Source organism: Actinomadura rugatobispora, from assembly GCF_055379765.1.
Genome location: NZ_AP029191.1, coordinates 11,355,596 through 11,371,027, shown reverse-complemented (window position 1 = coordinate 11,371,027; position 15,432 = coordinate 11,355,596). Strand labels below are relative to the sequence as shown.

General features: G+C 75.1%; 19 protein-coding genes and 1 pseudogene. 14 read left to right on the top strand and 6 right to left on the bottom strand.

Annotated elements, in window-relative coordinates; translation table 11 throughout:
• Positions 1-48 precede the first annotated feature (48 nt).
• The 3 genes from ACZ466_RS50980 to ACZ466_RS50970 form a co-directional block, all read right to left on the bottom strand.
• A complete protein-coding gene (locus ACZ466_RS50980) occupies positions 49-531 on the bottom strand; it encodes a hypothetical protein (RefSeq protein ID WP_378291928.1) in 483 nt (160 codons plus the stop codon).
• A 45-nt stretch (positions 532-576) separates the two neighbouring features.
• A complete protein-coding gene (locus ACZ466_RS50975; RefSeq protein ID WP_378291930.1) occupies positions 577-1,779 on the bottom strand; it encodes a DUF6745 domain-containing protein in 1,203 nt (400 codons plus the stop codon).
• A gap of 84 nt (positions 1,780-1,863) precedes the next feature.
• A complete protein-coding gene (locus ACZ466_RS50970) occupies positions 1,864-2,514 on the bottom strand; it encodes an adenylate kinase family protein (RefSeq protein WP_378291932.1) in 651 nt (216 codons plus the stop codon).
• A 156-nt stretch (positions 2,515-2,670) separates the two neighbouring features.
• Between ACZ466_RS50970 and ACZ466_RS50965 the strand changes: the two genes are divergently transcribed.
• Positions 2,671-3,144: an SRPBCC family protein gene (locus ACZ466_RS50965; protein WP_378291934.1), complete on the top strand. Its 474-nt coding sequence runs from the start codon at positions 2,671-2,673 to the stop codon at positions 3,142-3,144.
• Positions 3,141-3,560, top strand: a complete 420-nt coding sequence (locus ACZ466_RS50960) for an ArsR/SmtB family transcription factor (RefSeq protein WP_378291936.1) — start codon at positions 3,141-3,143, stop codon at positions 3,558-3,560. Before ACZ466_RS50965 ends, ACZ466_RS50960 begins: the two co-directional genes overlap by 4 nt.
• A gap of 44 nt (positions 3,561-3,604) precedes the next feature.
• On the opposite strand, the gene ACZ466_RS50955 is transcribed toward ACZ466_RS50960, so the two are convergent.
• Positions 3,605-4,159 (bottom strand): universal stress protein, encoded by a 555-nt coding sequence (locus tag ACZ466_RS50955; protein ID WP_378291938.1) that lies wholly within the window; start codon positions 4,157-4,159, stop codon positions 3,605-3,607.
• A 203-nt stretch (positions 4,160-4,362) separates the two neighbouring features.
• On the opposite strand from ACZ466_RS50955, the gene ACZ466_RS50950 reads away from it, so the two are divergent.
• Positions 4,363-4,890: an XdhC family protein gene (locus ACZ466_RS50950; RefSeq protein ID WP_378291940.1), complete on the top strand. Its 528-nt coding sequence runs from the start codon at positions 4,363-4,365 to the stop codon at positions 4,888-4,890.
• Between the two features lie 43 nt (positions 4,891-4,933).
• The gene (locus ACZ466_RS50945) at positions 4,934-5,974 is read left to right on the top strand and encodes a zinc-binding dehydrogenase (RefSeq protein ID WP_464042215.1); all 1,041 of its coding nucleotides are present in this window, start codon (positions 4,934-4,936) and stop codon (positions 5,972-5,974) included.
• A gap of 58 nt (positions 5,975-6,032) precedes the next feature.
• Here ACZ466_RS50945 and ACZ466_RS50940 read toward each other — a convergent pair whose 3' ends face one another.
• Both ACZ466_RS50940 and ACZ466_RS50935 read right to left on the bottom strand, forming a co-directional pair.
• Positions 6,033-6,383 carry an MFS transporter gene (locus tag ACZ466_RS50940; protein WP_378291945.1) on the bottom strand — a complete coding sequence of 117 codons (351 nt, stop codon included), beginning with the start codon at positions 6,381-6,383 and terminating at the stop codon, positions 6,033-6,035.
• Positions 6,383-6,706, bottom strand: a pseudogene (locus tag ACZ466_RS50935) (MFS transporter); the annotation flags it as partial. The gene ACZ466_RS50940 and the pseudogene ACZ466_RS50935, both read right to left, overlap by 1 nt.
• A 203-nt stretch (positions 6,707-6,909) precedes the next feature.
• Between ACZ466_RS50935 and ACZ466_RS50930 the strand changes: the two are divergent.
• From ACZ466_RS50930 to ACZ466_RS50885, 10 genes are all read left to right on the top strand, one after another.
• Entirely contained in the window at positions 6,910-7,896 is a 987-nt protein-coding gene (locus tag ACZ466_RS50930) for a sigma-70 family RNA polymerase sigma factor (RefSeq protein ID WP_464042213.1), read from the top strand.
• Positions 7,897-8,124: 228 nt separating this feature from the next.
• Positions 8,125-8,907 (top strand): CoA transferase subunit A, encoded by a 783-nt coding sequence (locus ACZ466_RS50925; RefSeq protein ID WP_378291949.1) that lies wholly within the window; start codon positions 8,125-8,127, stop codon positions 8,905-8,907.
• The gene (locus ACZ466_RS50920; protein WP_378291951.1) at positions 8,907-9,587 is read left to right on the top strand and encodes a CoA transferase subunit B; all 681 of its coding nucleotides are present in this window, start codon (positions 8,907-8,909) and stop codon (positions 9,585-9,587) included. The genes ACZ466_RS50925 and ACZ466_RS50920 overlap by 1 nt, the downstream gene beginning before the upstream one ends.
• Entirely contained in the window at positions 9,584-10,249 is a 666-nt protein-coding gene (gene pcaH, locus ACZ466_RS50915; RefSeq protein WP_378291954.1) for a protocatechuate 3,4-dioxygenase subunit beta, read from the top strand. The genes ACZ466_RS50920 and pcaH overlap by 4 nt, the downstream gene beginning before the upstream one ends.
• Positions 10,249-10,797, top strand: a complete 549-nt coding sequence (gene pcaG / locus ACZ466_RS50910; RefSeq protein ID WP_378291956.1) for a protocatechuate 3,4-dioxygenase subunit alpha — start codon at positions 10,249-10,251, stop codon at positions 10,795-10,797. Before pcaH ends, pcaG begins: the two co-directional genes overlap by 1 nt.
• 19 nt (positions 10,798-10,816) lie before the next feature.
• Positions 10,817-12,067: a 3-carboxy-cis,cis-muconate cycloisomerase gene (gene pcaB / locus ACZ466_RS50905; RefSeq protein ID WP_464042210.1), complete on the top strand. Its 1,251-nt coding sequence runs from the start codon at positions 10,817-10,819 to the stop codon at positions 12,065-12,067.
• Positions 12,064-12,831 carry a 3-oxoadipate enol-lactonase gene (gene pcaD, locus ACZ466_RS50900; RefSeq protein WP_378281195.1) on the top strand — a complete coding sequence of 256 codons (768 nt, stop codon included), beginning with the start codon at positions 12,064-12,066 and terminating at the stop codon, positions 12,829-12,831. The genes pcaB and pcaD overlap by 4 nt, the downstream gene beginning before the upstream one ends.
• The gene (pcaC, locus tag ACZ466_RS50895) at positions 12,828-13,265 is read left to right on the top strand and encodes a 4-carboxymuconolactone decarboxylase (RefSeq protein WP_378281194.1); all 438 of its coding nucleotides are present in this window, start codon (positions 12,828-12,830) and stop codon (positions 13,263-13,265) included. The genes pcaD and pcaC overlap by 4 nt, the downstream gene beginning before the upstream one ends.
• A 38-nt stretch (positions 13,266-13,303) precedes the next feature.
• Complete coding sequence (locus ACZ466_RS50890; RefSeq protein WP_378281193.1) at positions 13,304-14,152, top strand: IclR family transcriptional regulator; 849 nt, start codon at positions 13,304-13,306, stop codon at positions 14,150-14,152.
• Between the two features lie 100 nt (positions 14,153-14,252).
• Complete coding sequence (locus ACZ466_RS50885) at positions 14,253-15,413, top strand: 4-hydroxybenzoate 3-monooxygenase (RefSeq protein WP_378281192.1); 1,161 nt, start codon at positions 14,253-14,255, stop codon at positions 15,411-15,413.
• Positions 15,414-15,432 lie beyond the last annotated feature (19 nt).

The window sequence follows — 15,432 nt, the reverse complement described above, 5'->3', positions numbered from 1 at the left end:
CCCGTGGTCCCCCAGGGGGCCTGCGCGCCCCTACTCGGCGGACGCGGATCAGTCGGCCACGTAGCGGTTGCCGGCGGGGAGCCGGCCGGTGCCCTGCCGCGGCGGGGCACCGGCCTCGCGCTGGCGGCGGACCACGTAGGTCCCCGGCGCGACCCCGCTGCCGCCGTGCTCGGGATGCAGCAGGTAGACGACCTCGGTGGCGCGGAACGCGCCCAGCGCCAGCGCCTCCCGGTCGTACAGGTCGGTCGTCCACGTGCAGGCGCCAGGGTCGGCGACCAGGGTGTGCGCGTTGCCGCCGGCCGCGCCGCGCAGCAGTTCCACGCCGGCGGCGGGCACGCGGCGCCAGCGCTTCGGGTCGGGGAGCCGCACCGCGTCCTCGACCATGGCGAACGGGATGACGATCAGGTCGCCCTGCGCCTGGAGGCCGTCGACGACCGGGACGGCCGCCTCCCGCTCCAGATGGTCGAGGACGTCGAGGCCGGTGCGGCGGGTGAGGTCGGAGAGCGTGGTGCCGGTCATGTTCATGCTCATGAAGATCACCTTGTGCGGTATCGGAAGGAGGGGGAGGGCGCCGGGTCAGGTGCGCCGGACGAGCCGCGCGTACTGGTCGCCGGTCAGCCCGTAGGACCAGCCCGCGGCGGCGACGGGATCGTCGAGGGCGGCCGGGACGCTCAGCCCGTACCGGCGGCGGTGCCCGTCGCGTTCCACCGAGCCGTTGACGGCCAGCAGCACCCGCGCCGGCCCGCCCCAGGCCGCGAGCGGCATCTCGTACAGGTGCAGCGCGCAGCCGGGATTGCCCGGATCGGGGGAGGAGGCGACCAGGGCGAGCCCGGCCTGCTCGATGTAGGTGTCCCAGCCCAGGTGCTCGATGGCGCAGCGCCGCACCTCGACGTTGAGCTCCAGGTCGATGCGCCGGACGTTGGGATCTTCGACGACCCAAGCGGGTACGCGGGTGCCGTGCCAGGCGTACAGGGACCAGCCGTCGGCGTACCGCAGCGCCGGCCCTGAGGCGTTGTGGAGCCGTACCTCGCCGGTGGTGGAGCCGGGCACCGGCTCGGTGTGGACGGCCGTGGTGCGCTCCGCCATGACGCACACGCCGTCGTCCGGCCACCACCAGCCGCAGGAGCGGGCCAGGGCGGCCCACAGATCGAGCTGGTGGTCGTCGGCCGGGCCGTAGGACGCCATGCCGAGACGCCTGGGCACGTCGTGGTGCGCGATCCAGTACGCGTCGTGCTGCCCGTACCAGGGCAGGCCGGTGGCGTTACCGGCGGTCTCTCTCAGGGCCGTCCGGACATGGCCGGTCAGGCCGTCCCGGACAGAGCCGGTGAGGGAGTCCCGGACGGTGAGGTCGAGCAGGGGCTGGAGGTCGGCCCCTTCGCGCAGGGCCTCCTCGGGATCCTCGCCGGCGCTCGTGAGGCCCGTGGGGCGCTGCCGCCAGAGGTGACCGCGCGGGGTGTTGAGCAGCGCGTCCAGGCGGCCGCGCAGGGCCGACATCAGGGAGGCGAGGCGGGAGACGGTCGGCCAGTCGGCCTCCCGCGCGGGGAGCTCGTCCGATCTCAGGCGCGGGGGTTCTCCCGGGGGGAATCCGGAGAGGGCGGCGGCGGGCGACTCGACCCAGCAGAAGCGGGGCGCGTCCTTGCCGATCAGCCGGTACAGCTCGGTGACGGCGGCCTCGGCCGCCACCCGGTCGGAGGGGAGGGTGGACAGTGCGTGGTCGAGCCATTCGTCCCGGATCGGAAGCGCCCGCCGGAACCGCTCGACGGCTGTGGCCCGGCTCACCGAGCGACTTCGCCGTGGTCCTTTCGTACGATCATGCGGCGATGGTGGCAGGCGCCGTCCGCGGTCCGCAACCCCTTTTCCGCGTCAGGAGGCCCTGGGGAGGGGGAGGCCCAGCTTCAGCCGCAGGTTCCTCTGGACCTCGTCGATGCCCGCGCGGGCGTCGACCGTCACCACGTACTCCTTGCGCCGGAACAGCTCCAGGACCGGGTCGGTCTTCTCGTGGTAGATGCGGAGCCGTTCGGCCAGGGCCTCCTCGGTGTCGTCCTCGCGGCTGAACAGCTCGCCGCCGCACACGTCGCAGCGGCCCTCGACCTCGGGCCGGTCGGCGATGAGGTTGTAGTCCATCCCGCAGCCGGCGCACAGCCGCCGCGCCAGCACCCGGCGGCGCACCTCCACGTCGGGCAGGTCGAGGTGGATGACCCCGTCCAGGTCGTAGCTCTCCAGGAAGAACTCGGCCTGCCTGCGGTTGCGCGGGAAGCCCTCGACGACGAACCCGAAGTTCCAGTCGTGCAGCTCCAGGCGGTCCCGGACGACCTTCTCCACCAGGTCGTCCCCGACCAGCTCACCCGCCGCCATGATCCGGCGGACCTGGGCGCCCAGCTTGGTGTGGTGCTGGACGTGCCAGCGGAAGATGTCGCCCACGCTGATGTGGACCAGGTCCAGGTCGCGGGCGAGCAGCAGCGACTGCGTGCCCTTGCCGCTTCCCTGCACGCCGACGATGACGTACTTGCGCATGACCGAAACCTTCGCACGCCCGGCGGCCGGCCGGGGAACCGGGCATGCTCGTGCAACCCGAGGGTTGCGCTTCCGTTCGCGAGGTGCAACCCTGGAGTTGCACAAGGATGGCCGGCGGGGCGAACCCCACCGGGAACTTCGAGAGGGGAGCACGTCATGGGCCAGGACAGGATCGAGCGGGAGATCGCCATCGCGGCGCCGGTGGAGCGGGTCTGGGCGGTGATCACCGAGCCCGGGCAGGTCGGCGCCTGGTTCGCCGTCGCCGGCAAGCCCGCCGAGATCGACCGGCTGGAGCCCGGCGGGCGGATGGTGGTCGACCACGGCGAGCAGGGGGTCTTCCCGATGAAGATCGTGACGGTGGAGCCGCCGCGCGTCTTCTCCTACCGCTGGGCGAGCCTGCTGCCCGGCAAGGAGGCGACCGACGACAACTCCACGCTGGTCGAGTTCACCCTGAGGCCCGACGGCGACGGGACCCTGCTGCGCATCGTGGAGAGCGGCTTCGACGCCCTGCCCATCTCCGAGGAGGAGCGCGCACGCTCGTTCCAGGACCACAGCGGGGGCTGGACCGACATGGCCGAGCGGGTGCGCGACCACACCGAGGGGAAGAAGATCGAGACACTGACGGCATGACCGTCGACCGCGACACCGCCGGCGAGGTGCTGACCGCGCTGGCCGATCCGACCCGCCGGGCGATCCTGGAGGTCCTGGCCGCGCGCGGCGAGGCGAGCGCCACCACGCTCGCGGCCGGCCTCCCGGTCTCCCGGCAGGCGGTGGTCAAGCACCTGGCCGTCCTGGACGCGGCGGGCCTGGTGACGGCGCACCGGCGGGGCCGCGAGGTCCGGTACACGGTCCGTCCCGAACGGCTGACCGCCATGGCCCGCTGGATGGCCGGGGTGGCCGCCGAGTGGGACGCCCGCCTCGCGGCGATCAAACGGATCGCCGAGGCGCCCGCCGGCGACGGGAACGCCGCCACCGCGGGGCCCGGTCCCGGTACGGGGTCCGGCCCGGGCCATGACTCCGATCAAGGGGTGGGCCAGGGCGCGTAGCCTCGCGAGCCCTGACGGCGGCCCGGCCGTCCCGGGCGCGCGCGTCAGATGTGACGGGGGCGGCGCACGAGGCGGCGCAGCCTGGAGCGGTCGGAGGCGTGGGCGGGCGGCTCCTCCCGCGCCGCCAGCGACTCCAGGAGCGTGTCGAGCGCGGGCGGGCGCACGCACACGAACGTCGCCTTGGCGCGCCGCGCGCAGTGCAGCCGCACCGAGGGCCTCATCAGCCGCGACAGCGGGCCCCGCGACCCGCGTCCCACCACCAGGATGTCGTCCTCGCGGGACAGCCGCACCAGCGTGGCCCCCGGCTCCCCGACCAGTGCCAGGGCGGTCATCTCCAGGCCGTGCGGCGCGCCGCCCGCGACCTCGTCCAGCAGCCGGGCGATCAGCTCGGCCCCCGCGCAGCGCAGCGCCTCGGTCACGCCGCAGCCGAGCTGGCCCGCCGCGGACACGTGCGGCGGGAGCGGCGCGGCGTGCACGACCATGAGCGGCAGCCCGCGCAGTCGCGCCTCGCCGATGGCCCAGGAGAGTGCGCACCGCGCCCCGGGGGAGTCGTCGACTCCCACCACCACGCGCGGGCCGCCCTCCGGTCTCGCGTTCACTGTCCCTCCCGAGCCGGACGCACGGATGTGTGCACTCCAGGGTGCAGGTATACCCGCTCTGGCGGAAGAGTTTCACCGCTGTTCGGGCCAGGTTGGGGCCGTCTTCTCACGGGAAGCCGTCCGCGCGGGGAGACAGGCGGGACAAAAGGGGCGGCAGAGGGGGCAGGGTGGACCCCGTCCCCGCGGCGCGGGAGACTGCCGTCATGAGCGCAACCGACCCGTCGTGCGACGTCGCGCACGGCGCCGTCCAGCCCGATCACTCCGACCGCGCCCTCGTCGCGGTGTTCGCCTCGCCGGTCGCGGCGTTCCTGCTGCGGTACGGCGCCGACCTCGGCTTCCGCGGAGTCCTCCTGGAACCCGACAAGGAGCGCGCGGACGGCCCGGACGCCCCGGCGGGCCCGGCGATCGACGTGGTGGCCGAACCGCCCGCCTGGCTGGACGGCACGGCGGACGTGGTGGTCACCGACCACCACCGCCCCGAACTGGGCCCGGTGCTGCGCGACGTGCTGGCCCGCCGGGTCCGCTGGGTGGGCGTCATGGGCAACCCGCGCCACCCGGCCCCGCACGTGCCCGCGCTGGAGGAGCTGGGCGTCCCGGCCGGGGACATCGCGCGGGTGCACCGCCCCATCGGGCTCAACATCGGCTCCCGCACCCCCGCCGAGATCGCCCTCGCCACCCTCGCCGGGCTGCTGGCCGACCGCAACGGGCGCCCGGGCGGCTTCGCCTTCTGACCCGCGGCTGCGCCGGCGTCGTCGTGCCGGAAGGAGCGTGATCATGCGGGCCGTGGTGTACGAGGCGTTCGGCGGGCCGATGGAGGTCCGGGAGGTGCCCGATCCGCCCGTGCCGCCGGGCGGCGCGGTCGTCCGGGTCCTGGCGACGGGCGTGTGCCGCAGCGACTGGCACGGCTGGCAGGGCCACGACCCCGACATCCGGGCGTTCCCGCACGTGCCCGGGCACGAGCTCGCCGGGGTCGTCGAGGCCGTGGGCGGCGGGGTCGCGCGGTGGCGGCCGGGCGACCGGGTGACCGTCCCCTTCGTGTGCGCGTGCGGGCGGTGCGCGTCCTGCGCCGCGGGCGACCAGCAGGTCTGCGAGAACCAGACCCAGCCCGGTTTCAGCCACTGGGGGTCGTTCGCCGAACTGGTGGCGCTCGGCGCCGCCGACGTCAACCTGGTCGGCCTCCCGGAGGAGATGCCGTACACGACCGCCGCGGCGCTGGGCTGCCGGTTCGCCACCGCCTACCGCGCCGTCCTGGCCCGGGGCCGGACCGCGCCGGGGGAGTGGGTCGCCGTCCACGGATGCGGCGGCGTCGGGCTGTCGGCCGTGATGATCGCGGCCGCCGCCGGGGCCAGGGTGGTCGCCGTCGACGTGTCCGCGGACGCGCTCGCCCTGGCCCGCGAGCTGGGCGCCGCCGAGGCCGTCGACGGGTCCGCCGGGGACCCGGCCGCCGCCGTACGGGAGATCACCGGCGGCGGCGCGCACGTCTCCCTGGACGCCCTCGGCAGCCCGGCCACCGCCCGCGCCTCGGTCGAGGGCCTGCGCCGCCGCGGACGGCACGTGCAGGTCGGCCTGCTGCCGCCCGCCGCCGGACCCGCCCCGCTGCCGATGGACCAGGTGATCGCGCTGGAGCTGGAGATCCTCGGCAGCCACGGGATGGCCGCCCACGCCTACGCCCCCATGCTGGAACTGGTGAGCGCCGGGACGCTGCGCCCGGACGCGCTGGTGGCGCGGGTCATCGGGCTGGAGGACGCGCCGGCGGCGCTGGCGGCCATGGGGACCGCCGGCGCCGCCGGGATGACGATGATCGCTCCGGGCTGAGCGTCAGTCCGCGCGGCCAGCACCGCCAGCGCCACGAACAGCAGCGTGCTGAGCCCCATCAGGGTGGCGAGCCCCGAGCCGAACGCCTCGCGCGCCGCCTCGGCCGCTCCGCCGCTCCGCCGGGCAGCCCGTCCGGCAGCGCGCCCGTCAGCCCGCCGCGGTAGAGCGCGGTGGCCACGCCCAGCGCGATGCCCAGCTCGGCGCCGGTCTCCGAGAGCGCCGACGCCGCCCCGGCCCGCTCCGGCGGGACCGAGCCCACGATCAGGTCGGTGCCCGGCGCCGCCGCGAGCCCGCTCCCGACGTTGATGGTCACGATGCCGGTCACCAGCGGCGTCAGCGCGCCCCCGCCGTCGATCGTGGTGAGGATCGCGTAGCCGGTCGCCGCGGTGCCCAGCCCCGCCGCGATCACAGCACCGCGCGCGTGGCGATCAGCATCTCCGCGCTGGTGGAGCAGGCCGCCGGCACCGAGACCACGCCGAACGCGGCGGCGCCGTACATCAGGAGCCGGCGGCGGCCGATCCGGTCGCCCAGCGTGCCCATCGTCACAGGGAAACCGGCGATCATGAAGCCGTGCACGTCCATGATCCACAGCTGCTCCGCGGCGTCCGCGCCCAGATCCGCGCTCAGCAGCGGGAGCGCCAGGTACAGCACGCTCATGTCCAGTGAGATCAGCAGCGTGGGCAGCGCCAGCACGGCCAGCCCGGCCGTGCTCGCGTCCGTGTCCGTCTTCACGGGGGGTTCTCCGTTCGATCAGCGTTCTCACGTGAGTCGCCGATACCGACCGTGCGCCCGTCCGCAACTCCTCGGCCCTCCGGAGGCTTCCGTTCCTTCGCAGGTCAGTGCCTATGATGTGGTTGCGCGGACGTTCTGTCGGTGGCATCGCCTACGGTCTCTCCGACGGCCCCGGCCCGCCGCCCGAGCGAAGGTGACGACCCATGACCAACAGCACCATCGAGCAGGATCAGGACTTCCAGCGCCTCGCCGACCCCTACCGTCGCGAGCTGCTGGCGCACTGCTACCGCATGCTCGGCTCCATCCACGACGCCGAGGACCTGGTGCAGGAGACCTACCTGCGCGCCTGGCGCTCCTACGGCAACTTCGAGGGACGGTCGTCGCTGCGCACCTGGCTCTACCGGATCGCGACCAACTGCTGCCTGACCGCGATCGACCAGCGCGGCAACCGGCCGATGCCCTCCGGTCTGGGCGCGCCCAGCGACGACCCCGAGCGCCCCGTCGTGGCCTCGCCCGAGGTGCCCTGGCTGGAGCCCGTGCCCGACAGCGTGCTCGGCGCCGACGCGGTCGACCCGGCGACCATCGTGGCCTCCCGCGAGACCACCCGGCTGGCCTTCGTGGCCGCGCTCCAGCACCTGCCGCCCAACCAGCGCGTCGTGCTGATCCTGCGGGACGTCCTGAAGTGGAAGGCGGCCGAGGCCGCCGAGCTGCTGGGGATCTCCACGGCCTCGGCCAACAGCGCGCTGCAGCGCGCCCGCGCCCAGCTCCAGCAGGTCGCCCCCAGAGAGGACGAGCTGGTCGAGCCGACCGACCCCGGCCAGCGCGAGCTGCTCGACCGCTACGCCTCGCTGTTCGAGAACGCCGACATCAAGGGCCTGGTCGAGCTGTTCAAGGAGGACGCGGTCTGGGAGATGCCGCCGTTCCCCCAGTGGTTCGTCGGCCGCGACGTGATCGCCCGCCTCATCCTCGCCCAGTGCGATCCCGAGCCCGGCGAGCTGCGGCTGGTCCCGACCGCGGCCAACGGCCAGCCCGCCTTCGCCATGTACAGGCGCGACGAGGACGGCGTGCACCGGCCGTACCAGATCCAGGTCCTCAGCATCACCGGCGAGGGCATCACCCAGGCGTCGGTCTTCTTCGACACCACCCTGTTCGCCACGTTCGGCCTTCCCGAGGTCCTCCCCGCTTCCTGACCGCCCTCCCCATCGCCTGACCCGTCCGCCCTGCTCAGGGGCTGTGCTCCGGTGCGGTGCGGCCCCCCGTCGGGTGGTGCGCGGCCGTGGAAGTTTCCGCTGGGCGGAAAGTCGGGGACTTCAGCACCGGTGACGGATGCGAGTGTGGGGGAGATCCCGCGGCCCGGCGGCACCGCCGAGGCGCGGGGCTGACGCACGCGGACTGGGAGGGCGCACCGGGGTATGGGCATGGACAAGGTCGTGGCCTCCGCGGCGGAGGCGGTCGCCGACATCGGCGAGGGAGCGTCGCTGGCCGTCGGCGGATTCGGGCTCTGCGGCGTTCCCGCGGTGCTCATCAACGCGCTGTACGACCGCGGATCGGGCGGGCTGACCGTCGTCTCCAACAACTGCGGCCTGGACGGCCGCGGGCTGGGGCGGCTGCTGGGCGCCGGGCGGATCGCGCGCGCGAGGGGCTCCTACATCGGGGACAACAAGGAGTTCGCCCGCCAGTACATGGCGGGTGAGATCGAGGTCGAGCTGATGCCGCAGGGCACGCTGGCCGAGCGGATGCGGGCCGGCGGCGCCGGGATCCCCGCCTTCTACACCCCGGCCGGCGTCGGCACCCTGGTCGCGGAGGGCGGGCTGCCCTGGCGGTACGCGCCGGGCGGCGGCGTCGCGGTGGCCTCGCCCGCCAAGGAGGTGCGGGAGTTCGGCGGCCGCGAGTACGTCCTGGAGGAGAGCATCACCACCGACTTCGCGCTGGTGCGCGCGGCCAGGGGCGACCGGCACGGCAACCTGGTGTTCGACAAGGCCGCCCGCAACTTCAACCCGCTGTGCGCCATGGCCGGCCGGATCACCCTGGCCGAGGTCGAGGAGCTGGTGGAGCCCGGCGAGCTCGACCCGGACGCGGTGCACCTGCCCGGGGTCTTCGTGCAGCGGGTGGTGCGGCTGACACCGGAGCAGGCCGCCGACAAGCCGATCGAGCGGCGCACGGTGTCCGCGCCCCGCGACGCCGGAACGGGGGAGGGCTGATGGCCTGGTCCAGGGACGAGATCGCGGCGCGGGCGGCGGCGGAGCTGCCCGACGGCGCCTACGTCAACCTCGGGATCGGCCTGCCGACCCTGATCCCGGGCCATGTCCCCGCGGGGCGCGAGGTCGTCCTGCACGCCGAGAACGGCGTGCTCGGCGTGGGACCGTACCCGGCGGAGGACGAGGTCGACCCCGATCTGATCAACGCGGGCAAGGAGACGGTGACCGTCCTGCCCGGGGCCGCCTACTTCGACTCCTCGCTGTCGTTCGGGATGATCCGCGGCGGCCACATCGACATCGCCGTGCTGGGCGCCATGCAGGTCTCGGCCCGCGGCGACCTGGCCAACTGGTCGGTGCCCGGCAAGATGATCAAGGGCATGGGCGGGGCGATGGACCTGGTGCACGGCGCCGGCCGGGTGATCGTGGTGATGAACCACACCAGCCGGGACGGCGCGCCCAAGATCGTCGACGAGTGCGATCTCCCGCTGACCGGGGCCGGCTGCGTCGACCTGATCATCACCGAGCTGGGCGTGCTCGAGGTGACCCCGGACGGCCTGGTGCTGGTGGAGACCGCGCCCGGCGTCGGCGTCGAGGAGATCCGCGCCCGCACCGAACCCGACGTGAGGACCGCGCCCGGTCTCGGGGCCGGGCCGAAGAGCGAGGAAGAAGGGGCCCGGGCATGACACACCCTCCGTACCTGTACCCCGGCTACAAGAGCACCCTGCTGCGGGCGCCCTCCCGGGAGCCGGTGATGCCCAAGCTGGGGCCGGACGGCATCGAGCTGACCTCGCCCGTCTTCGGGCACGAGGAACTGCACCCCATGGACGCCGACCTCACCAGGCGGCACGCGGGCGAGCCGCTCGGCGAGCGCATCATCGTGGCCGGCCGGGTGCTGGACCGCGCGGGCCGTCCCGTCCGCGGCGCGCTGGTGGAGGTCTGGCAGGCCAACGCGGCGGGCCGGTACGCGCACGCCGTCGACCGGCATCCGGCGCCGCTGGACCCCAACTTCACCGGTGCCGGCCGCTGCCTGACCGACGACGAGGGCCGCTACCGGTTCGTCTCGATCAGGCCGGGCGCCTACCCGTGGCGCAACCACCCCAACGCCTGGCGCCCCGCGCACATCCACTTCTCGGTGTTCGGCACGGCCTTCACCCAGCGGCTGGTCACGCAGATGTACTTCCCGGGCGACCCGCTGTTCGCCCACGACCCGATCATGCAGTCCGTCCCGGACCAGAAGGACCGCGACCTCCTGGTCTGCCGGTTCGACCTGGACACCACCGAGCCGGAGTGGGCGCTGGGCTACCAGTGGGACATCGTCCTGGGCGACACCCCGATGGAGGCGTGATGACCGAGCTTTCCCCGACGCCCTCCCAGACCGTGGGCCCCTTCTTCGGCTACGCGCTGCCCTACGAGGGAGGCCCCGAGGTGGCCCCCGCCGGGCGGGAGGGCGCGATCACGGTGCGCGGCCGGATCCTGGACGGCGCCGGCGACCCGGTGCCCGACGCGCTGGTCGAGATCTGGCAGGCCGACGGCTCGGGCGAGGTCCCGCGCCGCACGGGCGGGCTCAGGCGGGCCGGGCACGGCTTCTCCGGCTTCGGCCGCTGCGGCACCGACGCGGCGGGCGGCTACTGGTTCAGCACGCTCCGGCCCGGCGCGGCCGGCGGCGACGCCCCCTGCATCTCGGTGCTGGTCTTCGCCCGCGGCCTGCTCAAGCCGGTGTTCACCCGCCTGTACTTCCCCGAGGACGCCGCCGCGCACGCCACCGACCCGCTGCTGTCCCAGGTCCCGGAGGACCGCCGCGCTACCCTGATCGCGGAGCGTGAGGCGGACGGGTCGTACCGTTTCGACGTCCGCCTCCAGGGCGAGCGGGAGACGGTCTTCCTTGGGATCTGAGGCCGCGCCGGACGGCGCAGTGCCCGATGACGCAGCGCCCGGTGACGGGGCGCCCGGCGAGGGCGTGTCGCCCGACGCGGGCCTGCTGTCGCCGGTCCGCGCCGGGACCGAGGCCGAGGCGGCCACCGGCGACCGCGCCTGGCTGGCGGCGCTGCTGGACGCCGAGGCGGCGCTCGCCCGGGCGCAGGCCCGGCTGGGCGTCGTGCCCGCCGAGGCGGCCGCGGCCATCACCGCGGCGGCGGTCGCCGACCGGTTCGACCTGGCCGGGCTGGCCCGCCGCGCGCGGGGCGCGGGCAATCCGGTGGTGCCGCTGGTCGCCGACCTGCGGCGGCTGGCGGGCGCCGCGGGCGAGCACGTCCACCGCGGGGCGACCAGCCAGGACATCGTCGACACCGCCGCCATGATCGTCGCGACCCGTACCAGGCGCGCCGTCCTGGCCCCGCTCGGGCGGGCACTGGGCGCGCTGGCCGGGATCGCGCACCGGTACCGCGACACCCCGATCGCGGGCCGCACGCTCGGCCGCCAGGCCCTCCCCACGACCTTCGGGGCGAAGGCGGGGGGCTGGCTGCTGGGCGTGCTGGAGGCCCGGGACCGGCTGGCCGCGCTGCCGCTGCCGGCGCAGCTGGGCGGCGCCGCCGGCACTCTCGGCGCGTACGGGGAGCGGGCCCTCGACCTGCCGGCGGTGTTCGCCGACGAGGCCGGGCTGGACCGTCCGGCCGCGCCCTGGCACACCCGGCGCACGCCGGTCGCCGAGCTGGGTTCGGCGCTGGCGCTGACCGCCGGGGCGCTCGGCAAGTTCGCCACCGACGTCGTGCTGCTCGCGCAGAGCGAGGTCGACGAGGTGGCCGAGCCCGCCGCGCCCGGACGGGGCGGCTCGTCGGCGATGCCGCACAAACGCAACCCGGCGATGGCCGCGCTGATCCGGTCGGCGGCGCTGCAGGTCCCCGCCTACGCGCAGGTCCTGATGGCGTCCCTGGCCGCCCCGCACGAGCGGCCCGCCGGGGAGTGGCACGCCGAGTGGCAGCCGCTGCGCGAGTGCCTGCGGCTGACCGGCGGCGCGGCGGAGACGGCGGCGGAGCTGGCCGAGGGCCTGGAGGTGCGGCCGGAGCGGATGGCCGCCAACCTGCGCGGTCTGCTGGAGATCCTGGAAGAGCAGGGTTCCGACGCCGGTACGGGCGCGGCCCCGAGGCTGGTGGACGTCGCGCTGGCCGCCTACCGGGCGAGCGCCGCGGGCCGTCCGGGAGGGCGCCCCCCGAACGGAGGAGCATGATCCTGCACCATCGTCTCGACGGCCCCGGCGACGCGCCCGTCGTGATCCTGGGCCCGTCCCTGGGCACCTCCATGGAGCTGTGGGCCCCGGTGCTGCCCGCGCTGACCGGGCGGTGGCGGGTGCTGCGGTTCGACCTGCCCGGCCACGGCGGATCGCCGGCCCCCGGCGGCGGGTTCAGCGTCGAGAACCTCGCCGCAGCGCTCGTGGACGTGCTCGACGACCTCGGGGTCCGGCAGGCCGCCTACGCCGGGGTGTCGCTGGGCGGCGCGGTCGGCACGGCCCTGGCGCTGACCGCCCCCGAACGCGTCGGCAGCCTCGTTCTGGTCTGCACCTCGCCGCGCTTCGGCCCGGCGGAGGCGTGGCGGGAGCGGGCCGCCCTGGTCCGCCGCGAAGGTGTGGGGCCGGTCGCCGACACGGCGGCGGCGCGCTGGTTCGCGCCCGGATTCAGCGGGCCAGAGCCGTACGTGGCGATGCTGCGCGCCACCGACCCCGGGGGCTACGCGGCCTGCTGCGACGCGCTGGCGCTGTTCGACGCCACCGCGCGGCTGCCCGAGATCTCCGCGCCGACCTTGGTGATCGCGGGCGCGGAGGACGTCCCCACCCCGCCCGCGGGGCACGCCGACCGGCTGGCCTCCGGCATCCCCGGGGCCGATCTGACCGTCGTCGACGGCGCCGGGCACCTGGCCGTGGTCGAACGGCCCGGCCCGGTCGCCGAGGCGATCACCACGCACCTGGACCGCACCTGGAAGGGAATCCCGCGATGAGCCCCGCGACCGATCCGGCGACCGACCCCGCGACGAACTCCGCGACGCCGGACGAGCGGCGGCGCGCCGCCGGCCTCCAGGTGCGCCGGGAGGTGCTCGGCGACGCCCACGTCGACCGCGCGCAGGCCCGCACCACCGAGTTCACCGCCGACTTCCAGGACATGATCACCCGGTACGCGTGGGGCGAGATCTGGACCCGCCCCGGGCTGGACCGCAGGACCCGCAGCTGCGTCACCCTCACCGCCCTGGTCGCCCGCGGCCACCTCGACGAGCTGGCGATGCACGTGCGCGCCGCGCTCCGCAACGGCCTCACCCGCGACGAGATCAAGGAGGTCCTGCTGCAGACGGCCGTCTATTGTGGAGTTCCCGCGGCCAATTCGGCCTTCGCCGTCGCGCAGCGGGTACTGGACGAGGAAGAGGACGCGGGGGAGTAGCCGGGGCCGACGGAGGCCGGGAGAGGATGTCGGATCGCGTGCCAGACCGTGCGCGGGAGCGCGCAGCGGAGCCGGCGCGCCCGCCCAGCGTGGCGCGCAAGGTGATGGCGATCCTGGACGCGTTCGCCCTCGGCGGCGTCCGCCTCAACCTCAGCGAGATCTGCCGGCGGGCCGGGCTGCCGCTGGCGACCGGCCACCGGCTGGTCGGCGAGCTGGTCGCCGGGGGCTTCCTGGAGCGGGTGCCCGACGGCACGTACCGCATCGGCACCCGGCTGTGGCGGATCGGCAGCCAGGCGCCCGCCGTCACCGGGCTGCGCGAGCTGGCCCTGCCGCACATGGAGGACCTGTACGAGGCCACGCACGACAACGTCCAGCTGGCCGTGCTGCGCGACGGCCGCGCGCTGTTCGTGGAGCGGCTGCGCGGCACCCGCTCGGTGCCGGTGGTCACGCAGGTCGGGGCCACGCTGCCGCTGCACACCACCGGCGTGGGCAAGGTGCTGCTGGCGTACGCGCCGGAGGAGGTCCGGGAGGAGATCCTGGCCGCCGGGCTGCCCCGCCACTCCGCCCGCACCATCACCGATCCCGACGAGCTGCGCCGCTGCCTGGAGCACGTGCGCCGCAACGGGTTCGCGCTGACCCGGGACGAGATGACGCTGGGCGCCGCGTCGGCGGCCGCGCCGGTCCGCGACGCGCGGGGGGCGGTGGTGGCGGCGCTGTCGCTGGTCGCCCGGACCCGCAGCGCCGACATGCGGCGGCTGCTGCCGCCGCTGACCACCGCGGCCCGCGCGCTGTCCCGCGACGTCGCCGTGCACTGGCGCGGGGGCGCGGCCGACGAGCCCGGGTTCTGGCCCGAAGAGTCTTCCGCTGAGCGGAAAATCAGCCGCTGATCCTGCGGCGACGCCCGCGAGGATCGCACTGGACGCCGCGCGCGGGACTGCACCCGAGGGCACGGCACGGCACGGCGCAGGACGAGGGCGAGGAGGCACCATGCGCACCCAGGTCGCGATCGTGGGCGGGGGACCCGCGGGACTGCTGCTCTCGCACCTCCTGCACCGGCAGGGCATCGCCTCGGTCGTCCTGGAGAGCCGCGACCGGGAGTACGTGGAGCAGCGCCAGCGCGCCGGGATGCTGGAGCAGGGCACCACCGACGTGCTGCGCGACAGCGGCGTGGGGGAGCGGCTCGACCGGGAGGGCCTGGTCCACCACGGGCTGGAGCTGCGGTTCGGCGGCGCCGCCCACCGGATCCCGCTCACCGAGCTGACCGGCCGCACGGTGACCGTCTACGCCCAGACAGAGATCGTCAAGGACCTGGTCGCGCGGCGGCTGGCCGACGGCGGCGACATCCGGTTCGAGGCGCGGGCCGTCGAGATCGACCCGGCCGCCGCGAGCGTCACCTACCGGCAGGGCGGCCGCACCTTCACCCTCGACTGCGACTACGTCGCCGGCTGCGACGGCTTCCACGGGGTGAGCCGCCCGGCCGTGCCCGGGCTGCGGACCTTCACCCGCGAGTACCCGTTCGCCTGGCTGGGCGTGCTGGCCGACGTGCCGCCGTCCACCGACGAGCTGATCTACGCCAACCACGACCGGGGCTTCGCCCTGCACAGCCTGCGCTCGCCCAAGGTCAGCCGGCTCTACCTCCAGGTCGCGCCGGACGAGGACCTGGCCGCCTGGCCGGACGAGCGGATCTGGAGCGAGCTGGCCGCCCGGTTCGCCACCGACGACGGCTGGGAGCTGCGCCGGGGCCCGATCACCGACCGGGCCGTCACCCCGATGCGCAGCTTCGTGGCCGAGCCGATGCGGCACGGCGGGCTGTTCCTGGCCGGGGACGCGGCGCACATCGTCCCGCCGACCGGCGCCAAGGGGCTCAATCTCGCGGTGTCGGACGTGACGATGCTGGCCCGGGCGTTCGCCGAGCGCTACGCCTCCGGATCCGAGACGCTGCTGGACGGCTACTCCGCGGCCTGCCTGCGCCGGGTGTGGCGGGCCGAGCACTTCTCGTACTGGATGACCACGCTGCTGCACACCGACCCGGCCGCCGACGACTTCGCCCGCCGGCTGCAGCGCTCGCACCTGGACTACGTGGCCTCCTCCGCGGCCGCCGCGACGTCGCTGGCGGAGAATTACGTGGGCCTTCCACTGGCTCCGTGACCTCGGGTTGACCCGATTC